The organism is Modestobacter marinus, assembly GCF_019799945.1.
GTDB lineage: Bacteria > Actinomycetota > Actinomycetes > Mycobacteriales > Geodermatophilaceae > Modestobacter > Modestobacter marinus_B.
The window spans coordinates 78,809-93,921 of sequence record NZ_JABGCH010000001.1 but is presented as its reverse complement, the minus strand read 5'-3'; the positions used below and the strand labels follow the sequence as shown (position 1 = coordinate 93,921).

At 72.8% G+C, this 15,113-nt stretch carries 13 protein-coding genes; 5 read left to right on the top strand and 8 right to left on the bottom strand.

The genetic code is table 11. The features are described 5' to 3' along the window. Positions 1–2: 2 nt before the first annotated feature. Together HK417_RS00420 and HK417_RS00415 are read left to right on the top strand one after the other, a co-directional pair. The gene (locus HK417_RS00420; protein WP_222262221.1) at positions 3–1,322 is read left to right on the top strand and encodes a hypothetical protein; all 1,320 of its coding nucleotides are present in this window, start codon (positions 3–5) and stop codon (positions 1,320–1,322) included. Positions 1,323–1,528: 206 nt separating this feature from the next. Next, positions 1,529–2,098: a dihydrofolate reductase family protein gene (locus tag HK417_RS00415; protein WP_222262219.1), complete on the top strand. Its 570-nt coding sequence runs from the start codon at positions 1,529–1,531 to the stop codon at positions 2,096–2,098. A gap of 104 nt (positions 2,099–2,202) precedes the next feature. Here HK417_RS00415 and HK417_RS00410 read toward each other — a convergent pair whose 3' ends face one another. From HK417_RS00410 to HK417_RS00395, 4 genes are all read right to left on the bottom strand, one after another. Next, positions 2,203–3,345: a DegT/DnrJ/EryC1/StrS family aminotransferase gene (locus HK417_RS00410; RefSeq protein ID WP_222262217.1), complete on the bottom strand. Its 1,143-nt coding sequence runs from the start codon at positions 3,343–3,345 to the stop codon at positions 2,203–2,205. Further along, positions 3,342–4,307, bottom strand: coding sequence for a hypothetical protein (locus HK417_RS00405; protein WP_222262215.1), 966 nt, complete (start codon positions 4,305–4,307; stop codon positions 3,342–3,344). The genes HK417_RS00410 and HK417_RS00405 overlap by 4 nt, the downstream gene beginning before the upstream one ends. Before the next feature lie 195 nt (positions 4,308–4,502). Continuing rightward, complete coding sequence (locus tag HK417_RS00400) at positions 4,503–5,828, bottom strand: hypothetical protein (protein WP_222262213.1); 1,326 nt, start codon at positions 5,826–5,828, stop codon at positions 4,503–4,505. A 71-nt stretch (positions 5,829–5,899) separates the two neighbouring features. Continuing rightward, complete coding sequence (locus HK417_RS00395; RefSeq protein ID WP_222262211.1) at positions 5,900–7,006, bottom strand: glycosyl hydrolase; 1,107 nt, start codon at positions 7,004–7,006, stop codon at positions 5,900–5,902. Between the two features lie 130 nt (positions 7,007–7,136). On the opposite strand from HK417_RS00395, the gene HK417_RS00390 reads away from it, so the two are divergent. Then, a complete protein-coding gene (locus tag HK417_RS00390) occupies positions 7,137–8,105 on the top strand; it encodes a glycosyltransferase family 2 protein (protein WP_308123279.1) in 969 nt (322 codons plus the stop codon). 61 nt (positions 8,106–8,166) lie between these two features. Here the strand turns inward: HK417_RS00390 and HK417_RS00385 are convergent, their stop codons facing one another. After that, positions 8,167–9,480 carry a glycoside hydrolase family 26 protein gene (locus tag HK417_RS00385; protein WP_222262209.1) on the bottom strand — a complete coding sequence of 438 codons (1,314 nt, stop codon included), beginning with the start codon at positions 9,478–9,480 and terminating at the stop codon, positions 8,167–8,169. Between the two features lie 402 nt (positions 9,481–9,882). Between HK417_RS00385 and HK417_RS24775 the strand changes: the two genes are divergently transcribed. Continuing rightward, the gene (locus HK417_RS24775; protein WP_222262207.1) at positions 9,883–11,040 is read left to right on the top strand and encodes a glycosyltransferase; all 1,158 of its coding nucleotides are present in this window, start codon (positions 9,883–9,885) and stop codon (positions 11,038–11,040) included. An 86-nt stretch (positions 11,041–11,126) separates the two neighbouring features. Here the strand turns inward: HK417_RS24775 and HK417_RS00375 are convergent, their stop codons facing one another. Genes HK417_RS00375 through HK417_RS00365 form a run of 3 tightly spaced genes read right to left on the bottom strand, consistent with a single transcriptional unit; the run spans position 11,127 to position 14,034 of the window. Next, positions 11,127–12,452 (bottom strand): NAD(P)H-dependent oxidoreductase, encoded by a 1,326-nt coding sequence (locus HK417_RS00375; RefSeq protein ID WP_222262205.1) that lies wholly within the window; start codon positions 12,450–12,452, stop codon positions 11,127–11,129. Continuing rightward, positions 12,449–13,018, bottom strand: coding sequence for a dTDP-4-dehydrorhamnose 3,5-epimerase (gene rfbC, locus HK417_RS00370; protein ID WP_222262203.1), 570 nt, complete (start codon positions 13,016–13,018; stop codon positions 12,449–12,451). Before rfbC ends, HK417_RS00375 begins: the two co-directional genes overlap by 4 nt. Next, the gene (locus tag HK417_RS00365) at positions 13,015–14,034 is read right to left on the bottom strand and encodes an NAD-dependent epimerase/dehydratase family protein (RefSeq protein ID WP_261325606.1); all 1,020 of its coding nucleotides are present in this window, start codon (positions 14,032–14,034) and stop codon (positions 13,015–13,017) included. The genes rfbC and HK417_RS00365 overlap by 4 nt, the downstream gene beginning before the upstream one ends. Before the next feature lie 224 nt (positions 14,035–14,258). Between HK417_RS00365 and HK417_RS00360 the strand changes: the two genes are divergently transcribed. Beyond that, the gene (locus HK417_RS00360; protein WP_222262199.1) at positions 14,259–15,113 is read left to right on the top strand and encodes a glucose-1-phosphate cytidylyltransferase; all 855 of its coding nucleotides are present in this window, start codon (positions 14,259–14,261) and stop codon (positions 15,111–15,113) included.

Below are 15,113 nucleotides of genomic sequence, written 5' to 3'. Positions count from 1 at the left end.
ACGTGACCGCCGTGACCCTCACCCGCCCCACCGAGGTGCCCGGGCCGACGGCCGCGGTCCCGGTCCGTCCCCGCGGCGGTGCCCTCCCTGCCCCGCCGGCCTGGTACCTGCGGCTCGTGACGGTCTTCGTCGTCCTGGTCGTCCTCCTGCAGCGGATCGGGGTCGACGCCGGGGGCACCGTCGTGTCCGCGGCCGTCCCGATGGCCTACGCGTTCCTCGGCGTCTCCGTCGTCACGCACATGGTCGTGGTCAGCCGGCTGCGGGCCGGCCTGCTGACGGTCGCGGTGAGCGCCGTCCTGTTGACCACGGCCGCCGTCTCCTGGCTGGACGTCGACGACAGATTCTCGCTGTCCTCGCTCGCGCTGCTCATCGCGCTGTACCTGCCCTGGGTGTTCTGCGTGCGCGGCCCGTACGGAGCCGCCGTGGTGGCCCAGGCGGGACGGACGTTCGTCCGGACCATGCTGGTGCTCTCCGTCGTGGGCATGGCCCAGCTCGGCGCGCAGCTGGCCGGGGTCTGGGAGTGGGCGGACGTGCTCCGGGACCTCCTGCCCTCGGGCTGGGTCGTCCCGATGTACAACTACACGAACGAGCTCAGCTACGGCGTGGGCGTCTTCAAGTCCACCGCGTTCGTGGCCCTCGAACCGTCGTTCCTCTCGCAGTACTGCGCCCTGGCCATCCTGATCGGCATCGTGCTCCGCGTCCGCGCGTGGCAGCTGCTGCTCCTCGCCGGCGGCCTGGCCTCCGCGGTCTCGGGGACCGGCCTGGTGCTGCTCGGCGTCGGCGCCGGCCTGCTGCTGGTCCGGGCGCCGCGGCTGCTGCGGGTCAGCTACGTGGTCGTCGGCGCGCTGATCCCGGTGCTGATCTACTTCAGCCCGGTCGGGTCGTTCCTGCTCGAGCGCCAGGGCGAGTTCACCCAGGAGGGGACCAGCGGCAACGCCCGCTTCGTGCTGCCCTACCAGGCGGCCTGGGACGGGCTGATGGCCGAGCCGGTCCGCTTCTTCATCGGTGCCGGCCCGGGAGCGGTGGACCGCGTCCTGCCCAGCGAGGAGGTCACGGTGAACGGCACCGACGTCCTGTACTCGATCATCCCCAAGCTGGCGTTCGAGTACGGGATCCTCGCCGGGGGCCTGTTCATCCTGTTCCTGGTGCTCGCGACGATCGACCGGGCGCCGTGGCGGGCGGTCCCGGCCTCGATGGTCTTCATGGTCTTCGTGCTCTCCGGGGCGCTGCTCCAGCCGCAGACCGCCGTCCTGATGTGGCTGCTGTCCGGGTTCGGCGCCGCCGAGGAGCGGGCGCGGAGGGCCCCCGCCCCGATCGGCTGACCGCCGCCGCGGAGGTCCCTCTCGGACGCCGGGCTCTGGCCGGGTGCCCCGGCTCGGTCGTCGCGCGTGGACCTGCTGGAGCGGCACTTCCCCGACTGCCCCGATCGGCGGGAGAATCTGAACCGTGACAGCGCGCCGAGGTCTCGCGGCCGTCGGCTCGGGAGAGGTCGGACGTGCGGTGATGACCCGGGGACGGTGGTCGTGAGATGAGCGGCAAGGTCGTCGTGAACCGGTGCATGTCGCTGGACGGCTTCATCGCCGGTCCCGGCCATTCCATGGACTGGGGGGACGACCGGGCTCTCGCCGACTTCGTGGCACCGGACGATCTCGCGGAGATCGCAGCGGCCACCGGCGCCATGCTCGTCGGCCGGCGGACGTGGGAGGTGGGCGAGCGGATGGAGGCCGAGAAGCCGGACAGCGTCGACTACCCCTTCTCCGGGCCCATGTTCCTCCTCACCCACAGGCCGCTGGTGCCGCCGAACCCGCACGTCACGATCCTCACCGGCGACATCGGCGACGCCGTCGCCACGGCACTGGACGCCGCCGGCGGCAAGGACCTCGAGATCCTCGGCGCCGACGTGGCCGGCCAGTGCCTGCAGCGGGGGCTCGTCGACGAGATCCTGGTGTACGTACTGCCGGTTCTGCTCGGCGAGGGCATCCGCTTCTCGTCCCCGGGCCTTGCGAGGACAGCCCTGCAACCACTCAGCAGCACGCGGTCGGGCGACGCCACCATCCTCCGCTTCCGCGTCCGCAAGCAGTCCGACCAGACCGTCTGACAGCGCCGGATCTCGCGCGCCGGGGTAGGGGGACCACTTCCCCGGCACGCACGACGCCCCCGGCGCCCAGGGTCCTGGGCGCCGGGGGCGTGTGTTTTCTGCTGCTACTGGCCGCTGACCCCGCGGGCGGCGTCGAGGACCACCTCGACCACCCGCTGCCGCTCCTCGACGGACAGGTCGTTGGCCATCGGCAGGGCGAGGGCCCGCGCCGCGAGGTCGTCGGTCACCGTCAGGGCACCGTGCACCGGCGCGTCGGCATAGGCGGGGTGCCGGTGCACCGGCCGGTCGTAGTAGGCCGTGACCCCCACGGACGCCGCAGCCGCTCCGGTAAGCACGGCCGCGCGGGTCGCCGCGTCGGGCGCCACCAGGTAGCCGGCCTGCCAGGTGCCGCCCGCGGCACCCGTCTGGAAGGCGAAGCCGTGCGGCTCGAGGTGCTCGCGGTAGTACGCGGCGATCTCGCGGCGACGCCGCACGATCTCGTCGAACCCGTCCAGCACGGCCAGCGCGCTCGCCGCGTGCAGCTCGTCCATCTTGGCGTTGACGCCCGCGTACGTGGCCACCCGGCCCTGCACGAAGCCGAACGAGTGCAGCGCGTCGATGCGCTCCAGCAGGTCCGCGTCGAGGGTGGTCACCAGGCCGCCCTCACCGATGCCGAACGTCTTGGTGGCGTGGAACGAGAAGACGTGCGGGACCTGGTCGCGGCCGGTGAGGGTGCCGGTGTCGTCGACCGCACCGAACCCGGCGGCGGCGTCGATGACCAGCGGCACACCGTGCTCGGCGCAGATCTCCTGCCAGCCCTGCTGCACCTTGGCCGCCGGCGGCAGCCCGAAGGTGTGCGTGCCGAGCACCGCGGCGACCTCGCCGCCCCGCTGGGTCAGCACGTCGGCCAGCGCCTCGCCGTCCATCTGCCAGGCGGCGGGCTCGACGTCGATGAACAGCGGCTCGTAGCCGAGCATCCGCACCGCGCCCGCCGTCGCGACGAAGGTGTACGAGGGCATGACGACGAAGCGCCGGTCCCCCGTGCCTGCGGCGTCGGCGACCGCCCGGACGGCGATCGTGATCCCGCTGGTGGCGTTGTGGACCGGCACGCAGCCCACGCCGCCGAGGTGGTTCGACAGCCGCTCCCGCAGCATCCGCTCGCACGGCCCGCCGTTGGAGTAGAACCGCGCCTCCTCGGCCAGCCGGTAGTAGGCGCCGATGGCCTCCAGGGACGGCAGCTGGGGGCGGAGGAAGGGGATCGGGTTCACGACGTCACCTGCTGGTCCACGGAGATCCCCCGTTCCTCGGCCCAGGCGGAGGTCGCCTCGGCAATGGCTGCCCAGTCCGTCGCGGCGGTGCGCGCGCTCGGCTCGGGGCGGGACCCGGGCTGCTCGCTCTCCATGTGCGAGATCAGCTCGGGGTCGACGGCGAAGAGGCGCCGCCGGTGGGAGGGTCGGCGCAGCGACCGCGCGGTGACGGCCAGGCGCACGCCGCCCCGCATGATCGTGCGCGGCCACTCGGCGAGCGGCACGGACCGCCCCGGGAGCAGGTCGGCGCGCAGCTGGGCACCGGTGAAGGGCAGGAACCCGGCGATGGCCAGCGCGGTGGTGTGGTCCCACGAGCCGCCGCTGACGGCGCACAGGTTCAGCAGCCGCAGGTCCTCCCGCAGCGTCCCGAGCCGGGTGCCGAAGGTGCTGGTCGTCGAGACGGCGTGGTACCACTCGACGTCGCCGATCGGAACCGCGGCCGGGTCGCCGGCCGCGCCGGTCACCGTGCGGCGCACCACCCGCCGGCCGCTCGCCTCGGTGTCCAGCGCCCGCGACCCGTACATCGTCAGGTAGTCGACGTCGGTGAGTGTCGCGGCACCGGCGGCGAGGTGCCGCAGGGCGTCGGGCCGGTACAGGTAGTCGTCCTCGGAGAACCAGAGGAACTGGTCGGCCGGCGCGGAGCGGGCCGCCTCGCGCTCGAGCATGGCGCGGTAGGACCGGGAGTCGCTGCCGCCGCGCACGGGGACCACCTCACCGGTGGCCTCCATCAGCGACAGGATCGGCCCGGGCCGCACCTGGTCGTTGATGTAGACCAGCTCCGGCGCGGTGTCCAGGGCGTCCGCGGCGCGCAGCAGCGACGTGAGCGCGAGCATCTTGCTGTAGTACCCGGGACGCGGCTTCGTGTTGTCACCGCCGTAGTGCCGGTAGAGGATCCGCAGGCGGGACCCGGGGCCAGACGACATCGCGTTCTCCTTCGTGGCGGGGGTGCGGCGACCCGGCGGCCTCACCGCGCCCCGCCCACGGTCATGGGACTGGACTGGCCGGCCAGCGGCCATCGGACGTGCATGTGTGCTCTCGACCCCCGTGGTCCCTCGCCGCGCTCAGAGGAACGATCTCAGGCCGACGGTCACCCTGGAAGAGGGATTCACCCTTTAGCCCTATGCCCGGTCGAGGGCGGGTGCCTGCGCGGCGCCGGGCCCGTCGGCGGGGGGCCGCCCGTCGCCACCACGGCCGCCGCGCATGAGCACCAGCACCCGCCACCAGATCGCCGGCGCGACCACCACCTGCGCCAGGGACAGCCCGAGCGCGGCCCCCGGGGCACCCCACAACTCGAGGCCGCCGAGCCCGAAGACCAGGAAGCCCGGCGCCAGCAGGCAGTTGATCCGGAAGGTCTCCCTGGCGTAGCCGAGCGCCACCAGCAGCGAGCTGGCGCCGAAGCCGACCGCGATGGCGACCAGTCCCACGAGCGTCGCGGGCAGCACCGACTGCGCCGCCTCCCATGAGGCGCCGAGCAGGGCGACGCCGACCCGGTCCGGCAGCGCGAGCATGATCCCGCCCCACACCAGGTTGGCCGCCACCAGCACCGCCGACAGCGCCCCGGCGGCCTGGACGGCCCGCCGGCCGGACAGCTTCCGGCGGGAGATCTCCGGGATGGCGAACGCGCTCAGCGCGTACCCGACCAGGTTCAGCGGCCCGAGCACCACCTGCGCCGCACGCAGGGCACCCACGTCGGCGGCGGTCCCCAGCGCGGCGATGAGCAGCAGGGTGAGCTGGTTCGCCCCCATGATCGTGATGAAGGACGCGAAGTAGTACTTCAGCAGGTCCCGCTGGTCGCGCATCCAGCCGGCGCTGGCGAGCACCCGCGGGAGCCCGCGGAACTGGACGCAGCCCAGCACCGCGGCCACCAGGGCGGCGCCACCCCAGGCCAGGAGCACGGTGACCGCGCTCTCCCGGTCGAGGGCGAGGACCGCGATCACCAGGCCGATCTGGACCAGGCCCCACACCAGGTCGTTGACGAAGGCGGCCGACGGCCGGCCCTCGGTGGTGAAGACCACCCGCCAGGCGTCCTGCAGCAGCAGCCCGGGCAGCAGCACCCCCATGCAGAGCAGGGAGGTGCCCAGGTCGCCGCTCATCGAGAGGCCGACCGCGGCCACGACCACGCCGGAGACGATGCCCAGGACGACGGTGGCGCCCGTCGTCGCCTGGGACGCCGTGCGGAAGTCCGCCTGACTCGCGGCGGCGAACCGCACCGCCAGCGGCCGGCTGATCAGCGAGCGGCCGCCGGAGATCAGGAAGGTGTAGATGGTGAACGCGACGGAGAAGGCGCCGAACCCGTCGACGCTCAGCGCCCGGGCGGCGAGCAGCGACAGCACCATGTTCGTGGCGCTGGAGACCGCCTGGTCGGCGAAGTTCCACCCCGCGCGGCCGGCGACCTGCCGCAGGCCGCGGCCCTGGAGGGCGGACAGACGGGCACGGACGGTCACTCGGCGGAGGCTACCTCGACGGCGTTGCGCGGGGGGCTCCGGGAAGCCGGTGCTCGCCCGACCGGGTGGGGTCACCAGAGTTGCTGGTAGGTCTCCGCCGACCGCGGCATCCGGGTGGTCGGGTCGTACAGCGCCCAGTTGTCGTCGTCCTTCTCCTCGTTGAACTGGATCTCGTAGAGCAGCTGCCCGGGGCCGGAGCCGCCGTGGGTGTCGAAGAACTCGTACATGCCCTCGATGAAGGCCGGCGAGTCGCCCTCGTCGGCGTTGCCGGACCACTCCGGCACGGCCAGGGGGAGTCCCACGCTCGCGGCGAAGGCGAGGTGCTGGTCCAGGCCCTTGGGCCCGCCCCACTCGTCGGTGTCGTCGAGGGAGTCCGCCCACTCCTCCGCCGTGCTGACCGGCGGCGAGGTGTTGTAGTAGTCGACGGCCAGGACGTCCACGTACTCGGCGCCCGGGAACAGCTCGCGCCAGTCCAGGCCGGTGCCCACCGACTCGCGGTTCACGCAGAACACCAGCTGCGCGTCGGGGAAGACCTCCTCCTGCAGCTCGCGGAACCGGCGCCAGGCCTCCTCGAAGTCCTCGGCGTCGTCCTCGTCGACCGACCACGCGTACCAGTCGCCGTTCATCTCGTGCGCGAACCGGACGTAGGTCGTCCCCGGCCGGTCCGCCCGCAGCTCCCGGAGGGTGGTCAGCGACTCCTCCCAGCGGGCGTCGTACGCCCCGTCGGCCGCCTCTTCCCAGCTGCCGTCGTCCTCGGAGAACGCGCCGATGGCGATGTCCAGGGGCAGGTCCCAGTCCCCGAACTCCTCGCCGGGCTGCAGCTGCCAGAGCTGGAGCATGGCCTCGTCGGAGTCCGCCCAGGTGGCGGAGATCTCGACCGGCCGGCCGCGCCAGGCGCCGAAGTCCCCGTCGACGACGCCGATCCCGGCGGCGCCGGACAGCCACGGTGCCGGCGGTGAGACGGTGGTGTCGGCCGGCTGCGCCACCGGCTCGCGGTCCTCGGGCACGACGGCGAAGACGACGGCGAACGCCAGCGCCAGCACGAGGACGCCGATGCCGATCAGCACCGGCCGGCGCGGACGGCGGCCACGAGCCACGCCGGACGCGGCCTGCACCGCCCGATCGAGGACCGAGGTCGCCCGGCCGGGTGGTCGGCCGTTCCCGATCCGATGCGTCACGTGGCAGTCTCCGGTGTCCGATCGTGCCGGGCAGGCGGCGCAGAGGCGAGGCCCGGCACTCGGGCCGGTGGGTCCATGCGAGAACCTACCGTCGAGCGACTGGAGTCTGAATGCCCTCGAGGATGCGATCGTGACACAGCAGCCTGCACCGGCCACCCGGCCCGACGAGCCGACCACCGACCCCGCGCCGCTGCGGGACGTCGAGGCCGTCGTCGTCGCCTACCGGAGCCGCGCCCAGGTGGAGCAGATGCTCGCCGGGCTGCCCCCGGACCTGCCCCTCGTCGTCGTGGACAACTCCGACGGCTCCGACGGCCTGGAGGACGTCGTCCTGGCCCGCCGGAACGGGCGCTACCTGCGCGGCGGCGGCGTCGGCTTCGCCCGGGCGGCCAACCTCGGCGCCCGCACCTCCACGGCGGAGCACCTGGTGTTCATCAACCCGGACACCCGGCCGACGACGGCGGACCTGGCCACCCTGGTGTCCGACGTGGCCACCGACCCGCGGTGCTCCGCGAGCGGCGGGACCCTCGTCGAGCCCGACGGCCGGTCACAGCTGGGCGTCGGCGGCTGGGAGCCCTCGCTGCGGCGCGCCGCCGTCCACGCCGTCGCGCTGCACAAGCTGTTCCCCGGCGCCGGCATCTACGCCCGGCCCGAGGTGGGCACCCCCGTGCACCTGGACTGGGTCAGCGGCGGCTGCATGGCGGTGCGCCGGCAGGCCTTCCTGGACCTCGGCTGCTTCGACGAGGACTTCTACGTCTACAACGAGGATATGGCCTTCGGCCGGGTGAGCCGCCGGCAGGGCATGGCGGAGCGGCTGCGCACCGACGTCCTGATCACCGGGTCGAGCGGGGGGTCCGGCGCGCCGTCGCTGGAGATGATGCGGCTCCGCGGCGCGTCCATGGCCCGGTACCTGCGGAAGTACCACCCCCGCGTGCGGGCCGAGCTGATGACCGGGGTGATCGGGCTGGGCTACGCCGTCCGCACCCTGGAGCAGCGGCTCCGGCGGGACCGGCGCCGTGCCGACGAGCACTGGGCCTACGCGCTGGGCGCCTTCACCGGCCGCGCCTTCGTCGGCGGGCGCGAGGTCACGTCCCGGGACTGACCGGGAGACGACGCCGGGGGCGCCCCTGGGAAGGGACGCCCCCGGCGTGGTCAGCGGTCGGTCAGAACGCGCTCTGGTAGGCCGAGGCCGACGCCGGCATCCGGGTGTCCCCGTAGAGCAGCCACCGGCCGCCGTCCTTATCGATGTTGAACATGACGTCGTAGGCGATCTGCCCGGCGCCGCCGCCGGCGTTGGTGCGGAAGAAGTTGCCCATCCCCTGGATGAAGGCCGCGGAGTCACCCTCGTCGGCGTTCCCCGACCACTCCGGGACGGCCAGCGGCAGGCCGACGCTGCGGGCGAACTCCAGGTGCTTCTGCAGCCCCTTGGGAGCGCCGTGGCCGTCGGTGGCGGTCAGCGACTTCGCCCAGTCGGCCGCGGTGGCGACGTAGGGGTACTGGTTGTAGTAGTCGACCGCCATCACGTCGACGTACTGGGCACCCGGGAAGGACTCGCGCCAGTCGAAGCCGCTGCCCACCGACTCGCGGTTGACGCAGAAGACGAGCTTGGCGGCCGGGAAGATTTCCTTCTGCAGCTCGCGGAAGTGCCGCCACGCGGCGATGAAGGCGTCCTTGTCCTGCTCGTCGACCGACCAGGTGTACCAGTTGCCGTTCATCTCGTGGGCGAAGCGGATGAACAGCGGCGCCGTCCGGTTGCCCCACTTGGCCTTCAAGTTCGTGAGGGACTCCCGCCAGCGCTGGTCGTAGGCGCCGTTGGCGGCCTGCTGCCAGGACTCGCCGTCACCGATGGCGCCGATCGCGATGTCCAGCGCCTGGTTCCACTTGCCGAACTCGCCGCCGGGGTCCAACTGCCAGAGCTCGGTCATGGCCTCGTTGTTGTCCGCCCAGGTGCCGCCGACGGTCACCGGGCTGCCACGCCACTTCGCGAAGGAGCCGTCGGCCACGCCGTCGCCGGAGGCGCCGGACAGCCAGGTCCCCGAGGGCACGGCGGCGGTGAGGGGGCTGCCGGCGGCGGCAACGGGGGGCGCCGGGACGGCGACGGGCGCCGGGGCGGCGGCCGCCGTCTCGGACCGCGCGGTGGCGGCCGGGCCGCTGCCCGCCGCCGGAGCGGACTCCTCGGCCTCCTCCGGGTCCTCCGAGGCCTCGGACGACGCCGCGGTGTCCTCCGCGACCGCGGAGGTCGCGGCCTCGGCGGGAGCCTGGGCGGCGGAGACGCTCGGGTCGGTCGGCGCACCCGCCGCCAGCTCGCCGGCGTCCTGGGAGGCAGCAGCGGACTCGGCGACCTCGGGGGCGGCCGAGCCGAGGCTCGTGGAGACGCTGAAGCTGAGCGTGGTGACGGCGCAGACGGCGGTCACCAGGCTCAACGAGGCCCGCGGGCTCCGGCGCAGCCGGGACAGACGGGACTTGGCGTGGCGCATCGGAGCGTGGCCTCTCGGGCAGGGCGGCGCGGCAGGTGCCGGCCGACGGGCGTGTGTGGAGCGGTCCGGGCCAGAGGCCGGAGAAGGAGGTGCGCCGGGCGACACGAGCGGCGCGAAAACCACTGTCCGTGTTGCGTCAGCGACAGACCGAATGCTGGCACGACCAGACAGCAACGCTCTAGTCACGGCCAGTGACCGGAAGTCCCAGACGCCCCATCCGTCACCGGAATCTCCCGCGCGCACGGATCGGCAGCCGCGCTGACCTGCGGGAATGAGTTACAACGATGAAACTATGAGCTGGCTCACTTTTCCGGTGCGTCCTGTGACGACACGCCCGGACTCCGGGCTCCGGGCCGAGGCGATAGGTTGCGGCGACCCGTCCTTCTACCGAGGAGCCGTTCGGTGCGCAGCATCGTCGTGGCCAAGTTCGTCCCCTGGCCGCCCAACAGCGGCGACAAGCGTCGCGTGCTGGGCATCGTCCGCGCGCTGCGCCGGCAGGGCCCGGTCACCCTGTGCGCCTTCACCGGGCCCAACGAGGACGTCGAGCCGCTGCGCGCCGAGGGGATCGACGTCCGGGCCGTGCCGCTCACCCGGCGCCCCGCCGACGTCGCCCGCGGGCTGCTCCGGACGCGCACGATCACCGGCGCCCGGTTCTGGGACCCCCGGCTGGCCCGGGCCGTGGCCGAGGCCGCGCAGACCCCGACGGACGCGCTGGTGGTCGAGCACGTGCAGCTGCTGCCCTACGCGGCCGGGCTCCCCGCGGGGCTGCGGGTGGTGGACATGCACAACGTCGAGTCGCAGCTGGCCCAGCGGATCGCCGACTCGTCCTCCGGCCCCAAGAAGCTGGTGTACGCGGCCGAGGCGCGGGCCCTGCACGCGGCCGAGCGCCGGGTCTCCGACGTCGACGTGGTCGCCGTGGTGAGCGAGGCGGACCGGCAGACGCTCGCGGGGGTGGTCGACCACCCCCGCGTCGTCGTGGTGCCGAACGCGTGGGACGAGGTCGACCCCCTGCCCCCGGCCGAGGCACCGGTCGCCAGCCTCGTGGCGCTGATGTCCTGGGGTCCCAATGTCGACGCGGCGACCTGGTTCACCAAGGAGGTGTGGCCCCGCGTCGTCGCTCGGGTGCCGGGTGCCCACCTGCAGCTGGTGGGCCGGGACCCGGCGGAGCGGGTCCGCCGGCTCGCCGGCCCCGACGTGGAGGTCACCGGAACCGTCGACGACCTGGCCCCCTGGTACGCCAGGACCCGGGTGTGCCTCGCGCCGCTGCTGGCCGGCGGTGGCTCCCGGCTGAAGATCCTCGAGGCGCTGGCCGCGGGGCGGCCGGTGGTCGCCACCCGAATCGGCGCCGAGGGCCTGGAGGACCTCATCGGCCGCGGCGTGGTGGCCGAGGACGACCCCGAGCGCATGGCCGCCGCCGTCGCCGAGCTGCTGGCCGACCCGGAGCGCGCCGCCGCCCTCGGCCGGGAGGGGGCGGCCGCGGTCGCCGCCGATCACTCCTGGGACGCCGCCGTGCGCCCGCTGCTGTCCGCGCTCGCGGCCCGGCCCGGCGCCGAGGACTGATCACCCCTCCTCGGGCCGGGGAGGACGCGAGGAGGCCCCGGGGGTCACCTGCACACCCCCGGGGCCTCCTCGACCGCTCAGCCCCCTCAGGGGGCGGTCGTCGCCCGCACCTCGGCGGCCGCGGCCGACCCGAAGAAGAGCTCGTCCTGCTCCGCGCGCAGCCGGTCGACCAACCGGCCGGCCGGGAGCTCCACGTCGCCGTACCGGATTACCTCGTCCTTGGCGACGTCCCGGAGCAGCCGGGCACCCTCCGCCAGGCCGACCGGGAGCAGCCCGCTCCCGTGCGTCACGTCGGCCCGCTCGGCCTCGCCGTAGTAGTGGTACCCACCCGGCCGGTCCAGCTCGGTGCCGGCCGCCAGGTCGGTCTTGGCCACGGTGACGACGTCGACCAGCGGTGCGCCCGCCGGGCGGATGGTGGCGTCGCCGAGCAGCGCGGCCCGGGCGACCGTCGTCGGGACCTCGAAGTGGCACAGGTGGTACGGCGTGTAGAAGCTGTACAGCGGGCCGGTGCCCAGCTTGTACAGCTCCAGGTAGTGCCGCTGCTTCGGGTCGTCGTGCTCGGCGAGCACGTAGACCCCCGGTCCGGGCTTGGCGCCGACCACGTAGTCCACGGCACCGCCGAGGGCGCGCAGCTCCGCCACGTCGTAGACGCCGGTGAGCTCGTCGACGTGACCGGTGTGGTCCATGCCGAGCATGCCGCGCCGGTGCACGGTCAGCCCCGCGGCGTTGGCGACCAGCGCCTGCTCGACGCTCACCTTCGTGCCGTCGGCGAAGCTGGTGACCATCCAGGGGTCCTGCCCCCAGCGCTTGGCGAACCCCTCCTGGGTCGTGGGGTTGCGGTAGGGGTCCTGCAGGCCCTTGATGTTGCCGGCGACCCGCGGGGTGAGCCCCAACTGCCGCACGAAGCGGATCAGGTTCATCTGGACGCCGGGCTGGTCGCCGTCGGCGCCGGTGTAGACGATCCCGGCCGCGTCGGCCTTGGTCACCAGCAGCGGGCCCAGGGTGGCGTCGACCTCGGCGTTGAGCAGGACGAGGTGCTTGCCCGCGGCGATGCAGGCCAGCGCCAGCTCGGCGCCGAAGGGCACGGACCCGGTCGCGTCGACGACGACGTCCACCCGGTCGCTGGCGAGCAGCACCGAGAAGTCGTCGGTCACCGCGACCTCGCCGCGCGCCGCGATCCGGTCGACGGCCGAGCCGCTGTCGGCGGCGGCCGGGACGGCGCCGGCCTCGCTGACGATGTCGTGCGCCCGGCTCGGCGTCCGGTTCGAGACGGCGACCAGCTGCATCCCGGGCGTGCTGTTGACCACCTGGTTGACCAGGCCCCGGGCCATGAAGCCCGCGCCCACCAGGCCCATCCCGACCGGGCGGCCCTCGGTCTGCCGCTGCTGCAGGAGCGTGTCGACGACGATCACGCGCGCACCCCCGTGGCGAAGCGCTCGGTGTTCGCGTCGGCGTCGAACGGCGCCCAGGCGGCGTCCTTGTCCGAGATCACCGAGACGGGCAGCGGCCACTCCACGCCGAACGCCGGGTCGTCGTACCGGAAGCCCATCTCCGCACCGGGCGCGTAGGGCACGCTCACCATGTAGAGCACCTCGGTGTCGTCGGTGAGCGTCTGGTAGGCGTGCGCCAGGTGCGGGGGCAGGTAGAGCGCCGTCCGGTTCTCCGCGGTCAGCTCGACCGCGACGTGCTGGAGGTAGGTCGGCGAGTCCGGGCGGACGTCGACCGCGACGTCGATGATCGCCCCGCGCGTGCACCGGATGAACTTGGCCTCCGGGTGCCCGGGCAGCGACAGGTGCAGCCCGCGCAGCGTGCCGGCCCGGTGGTTGAACGACACGTTGCACTGCGCCACCTCGGGCCGCATGCCGTGCTGCTCGAACTCGGCGGTGTCGAACGAGCGGGCGAAGAAGCCGCGCTCGTCCGAGAACGGCTCCATCTCGACCAGGTGGACGCCGTCGACGCCCAGCGGCGTGTACTTCACGAGGACGCCTTCCAGTACAGCTGCGGGTCGACCTGCTGGGTGCGCATCAGGTACTCGATCTGCTTGAGCCGGGTGTGGCCGCGACCGGTGAACGTGGCCTCGTCGAGGTCGATGGCCTCGAAGATGCGGTGCAGCTGGTGGGCGCCGGCCTTGGCGTCCCAATCGGTCTCGTAACCGGGCAGCACCTCGCGGATCTTGTCGAAGGCCACGCGGTAGCTGCGGTTGTCCGCGCTCGGGTCGCCGAAGGTGAGCTCGCAGCCGGGGAACTCGGCGGCCACGATCTCGGCGATGTCGCGCACCCGGTAGTTGTTGTCCTCGCTGCCCACGTTGAAGACCGCGCCGTGCACCCGCTCGCGCGGGCTCTCCAGCGTCATCCGGATCGCCTTGGCGATGTCCAGCGCGTGCACCAGCGGCCGCCACGGCGAGCCGTCGCTGGTCATCGCGATCCTCTTCGTCGTCCAGGCCAGGCCGGACAGGTTGTTCAGCACGATGTCGAAGCGCATCCGCGGGCTGGCGCCGAACGCGGTGGCGTTGCGCAGGAAGGTCGGCGAGAAGCCGTCGTCGGCCATCGGGCCGACGTCGCCCTCGACCAGCGCCTTGCACCGGGCGTAGGAGGTCTGCGGGTCCACCGGGCTGCTCTCGTCGACGGTGCCGTCGGCGACGCCGTAGACGCTGCACGAGGACATGTAGACGAACCGGGAGACCCCGGCGTCCTTGGCCACCTGGGCCAGGTGCACCGAGCCCTTGTGGTTGATGTCGTAGGTGATGTCCCCGATCAGGTCACCGATCGGGTCGTTGGACAGCTCGGCCATGTGGACGACGGCGTCGATGCCCTCGAAGTGCTGCGGCTCGATGCGGCGGATGTCCAGCGCCAGCGTCTCGGGAACCCACTCCAGCCCCGGGTAGAGCCAACCGTGCTTGTAGTAACCGGTGTCGACCCCGACCACCTGGTGGCCGGCCCGGAGGAGTTCCTGAGCGGTGAGGCAGCCGAGGTAACCCTCGGTGCCGGTGACCATGATGCGCACGCTTGTTGCCCTCGCTTCGTTTACGACAGTGGAAGGACGCTACCTCCGTCACCGAGTGTGCGGTCCTGACGGTTCCCGCACACCCCACGCCGGGGAATATCAGCAATCCGGGCGACATCCCGTTGCGAAGCGAGCGGGTTCCTGTTCCTCTGCCTGCGGGCAGTCACCGGAAGCAACTCCTCGCGTCTCCCCGAGTGCCGGCGAAGAGGAACCAGATGAAGGTCGTGCTCTTCTGCGGCGGTTACGGCATGCGTATGCGCAGCGACGTCGACGACGTCCCCAAGCCGATGCAGATGATCGGTGACCGGCCGTTGCTGTGGCATGTCATGCGCCTGTACGCGCACTTCGGGCACACCGAGTTCATCCTGTGCCTCGGCTACGGAGCCAGGCACGTCATCGACTTCTTCATCAACTACGACGAGAAGTGCTCGAACGACTTCGTCATGCGCCGCGGCGGAGCCGACGTGGAGCTGCTGGGCTCGGACATCGGGGACTGGACGATCACCTTCGTCCACACCGGCCTGGAGACCCCGATCGGCGAGCGGCTGCGCCGCGTCCGGCAGCACGTGGACGACGACGTGTTCGCCGCGAACTACGCCGACGTCCTCACTGACGCTCCCCTGGACGACATCGAGAAGGCGTTCCGGAGTCGCACCGTCGTCGGGAGTCTGCTGACCGTTCCTCCGCAGGCCGCCTTCCACATGGTCGACACAGACGACGACTCGTTGGTCCGCGAGATCCGGCCGGTCTCCGACCTGGCGATCCGGGAGAACGGCGGGTACTTCTTCTTCACGCCTGAGATCTTCGACCACCTCCACGAGGGTGACGACCTGGTGATGGATGCGCTGCCGCGCCTGATCGCGCAACGCCGGCTCATGGCCTGGCGCCACGACGGGTACTGGCAGGCTGCCGACACGGTCAAGGAGCGCAGCGAGCTCGACGTGATGGCCCGCCGCCACGAGCGACCCTGGGCCCTGTGGGACGAGGCGCGGCTCCACCCGAGCACCCCCCTGCCGCGGACGGGCCTCCCCGGCAGCGGTCCGGCGTCCAGCCGACCCACCGACCGCTGA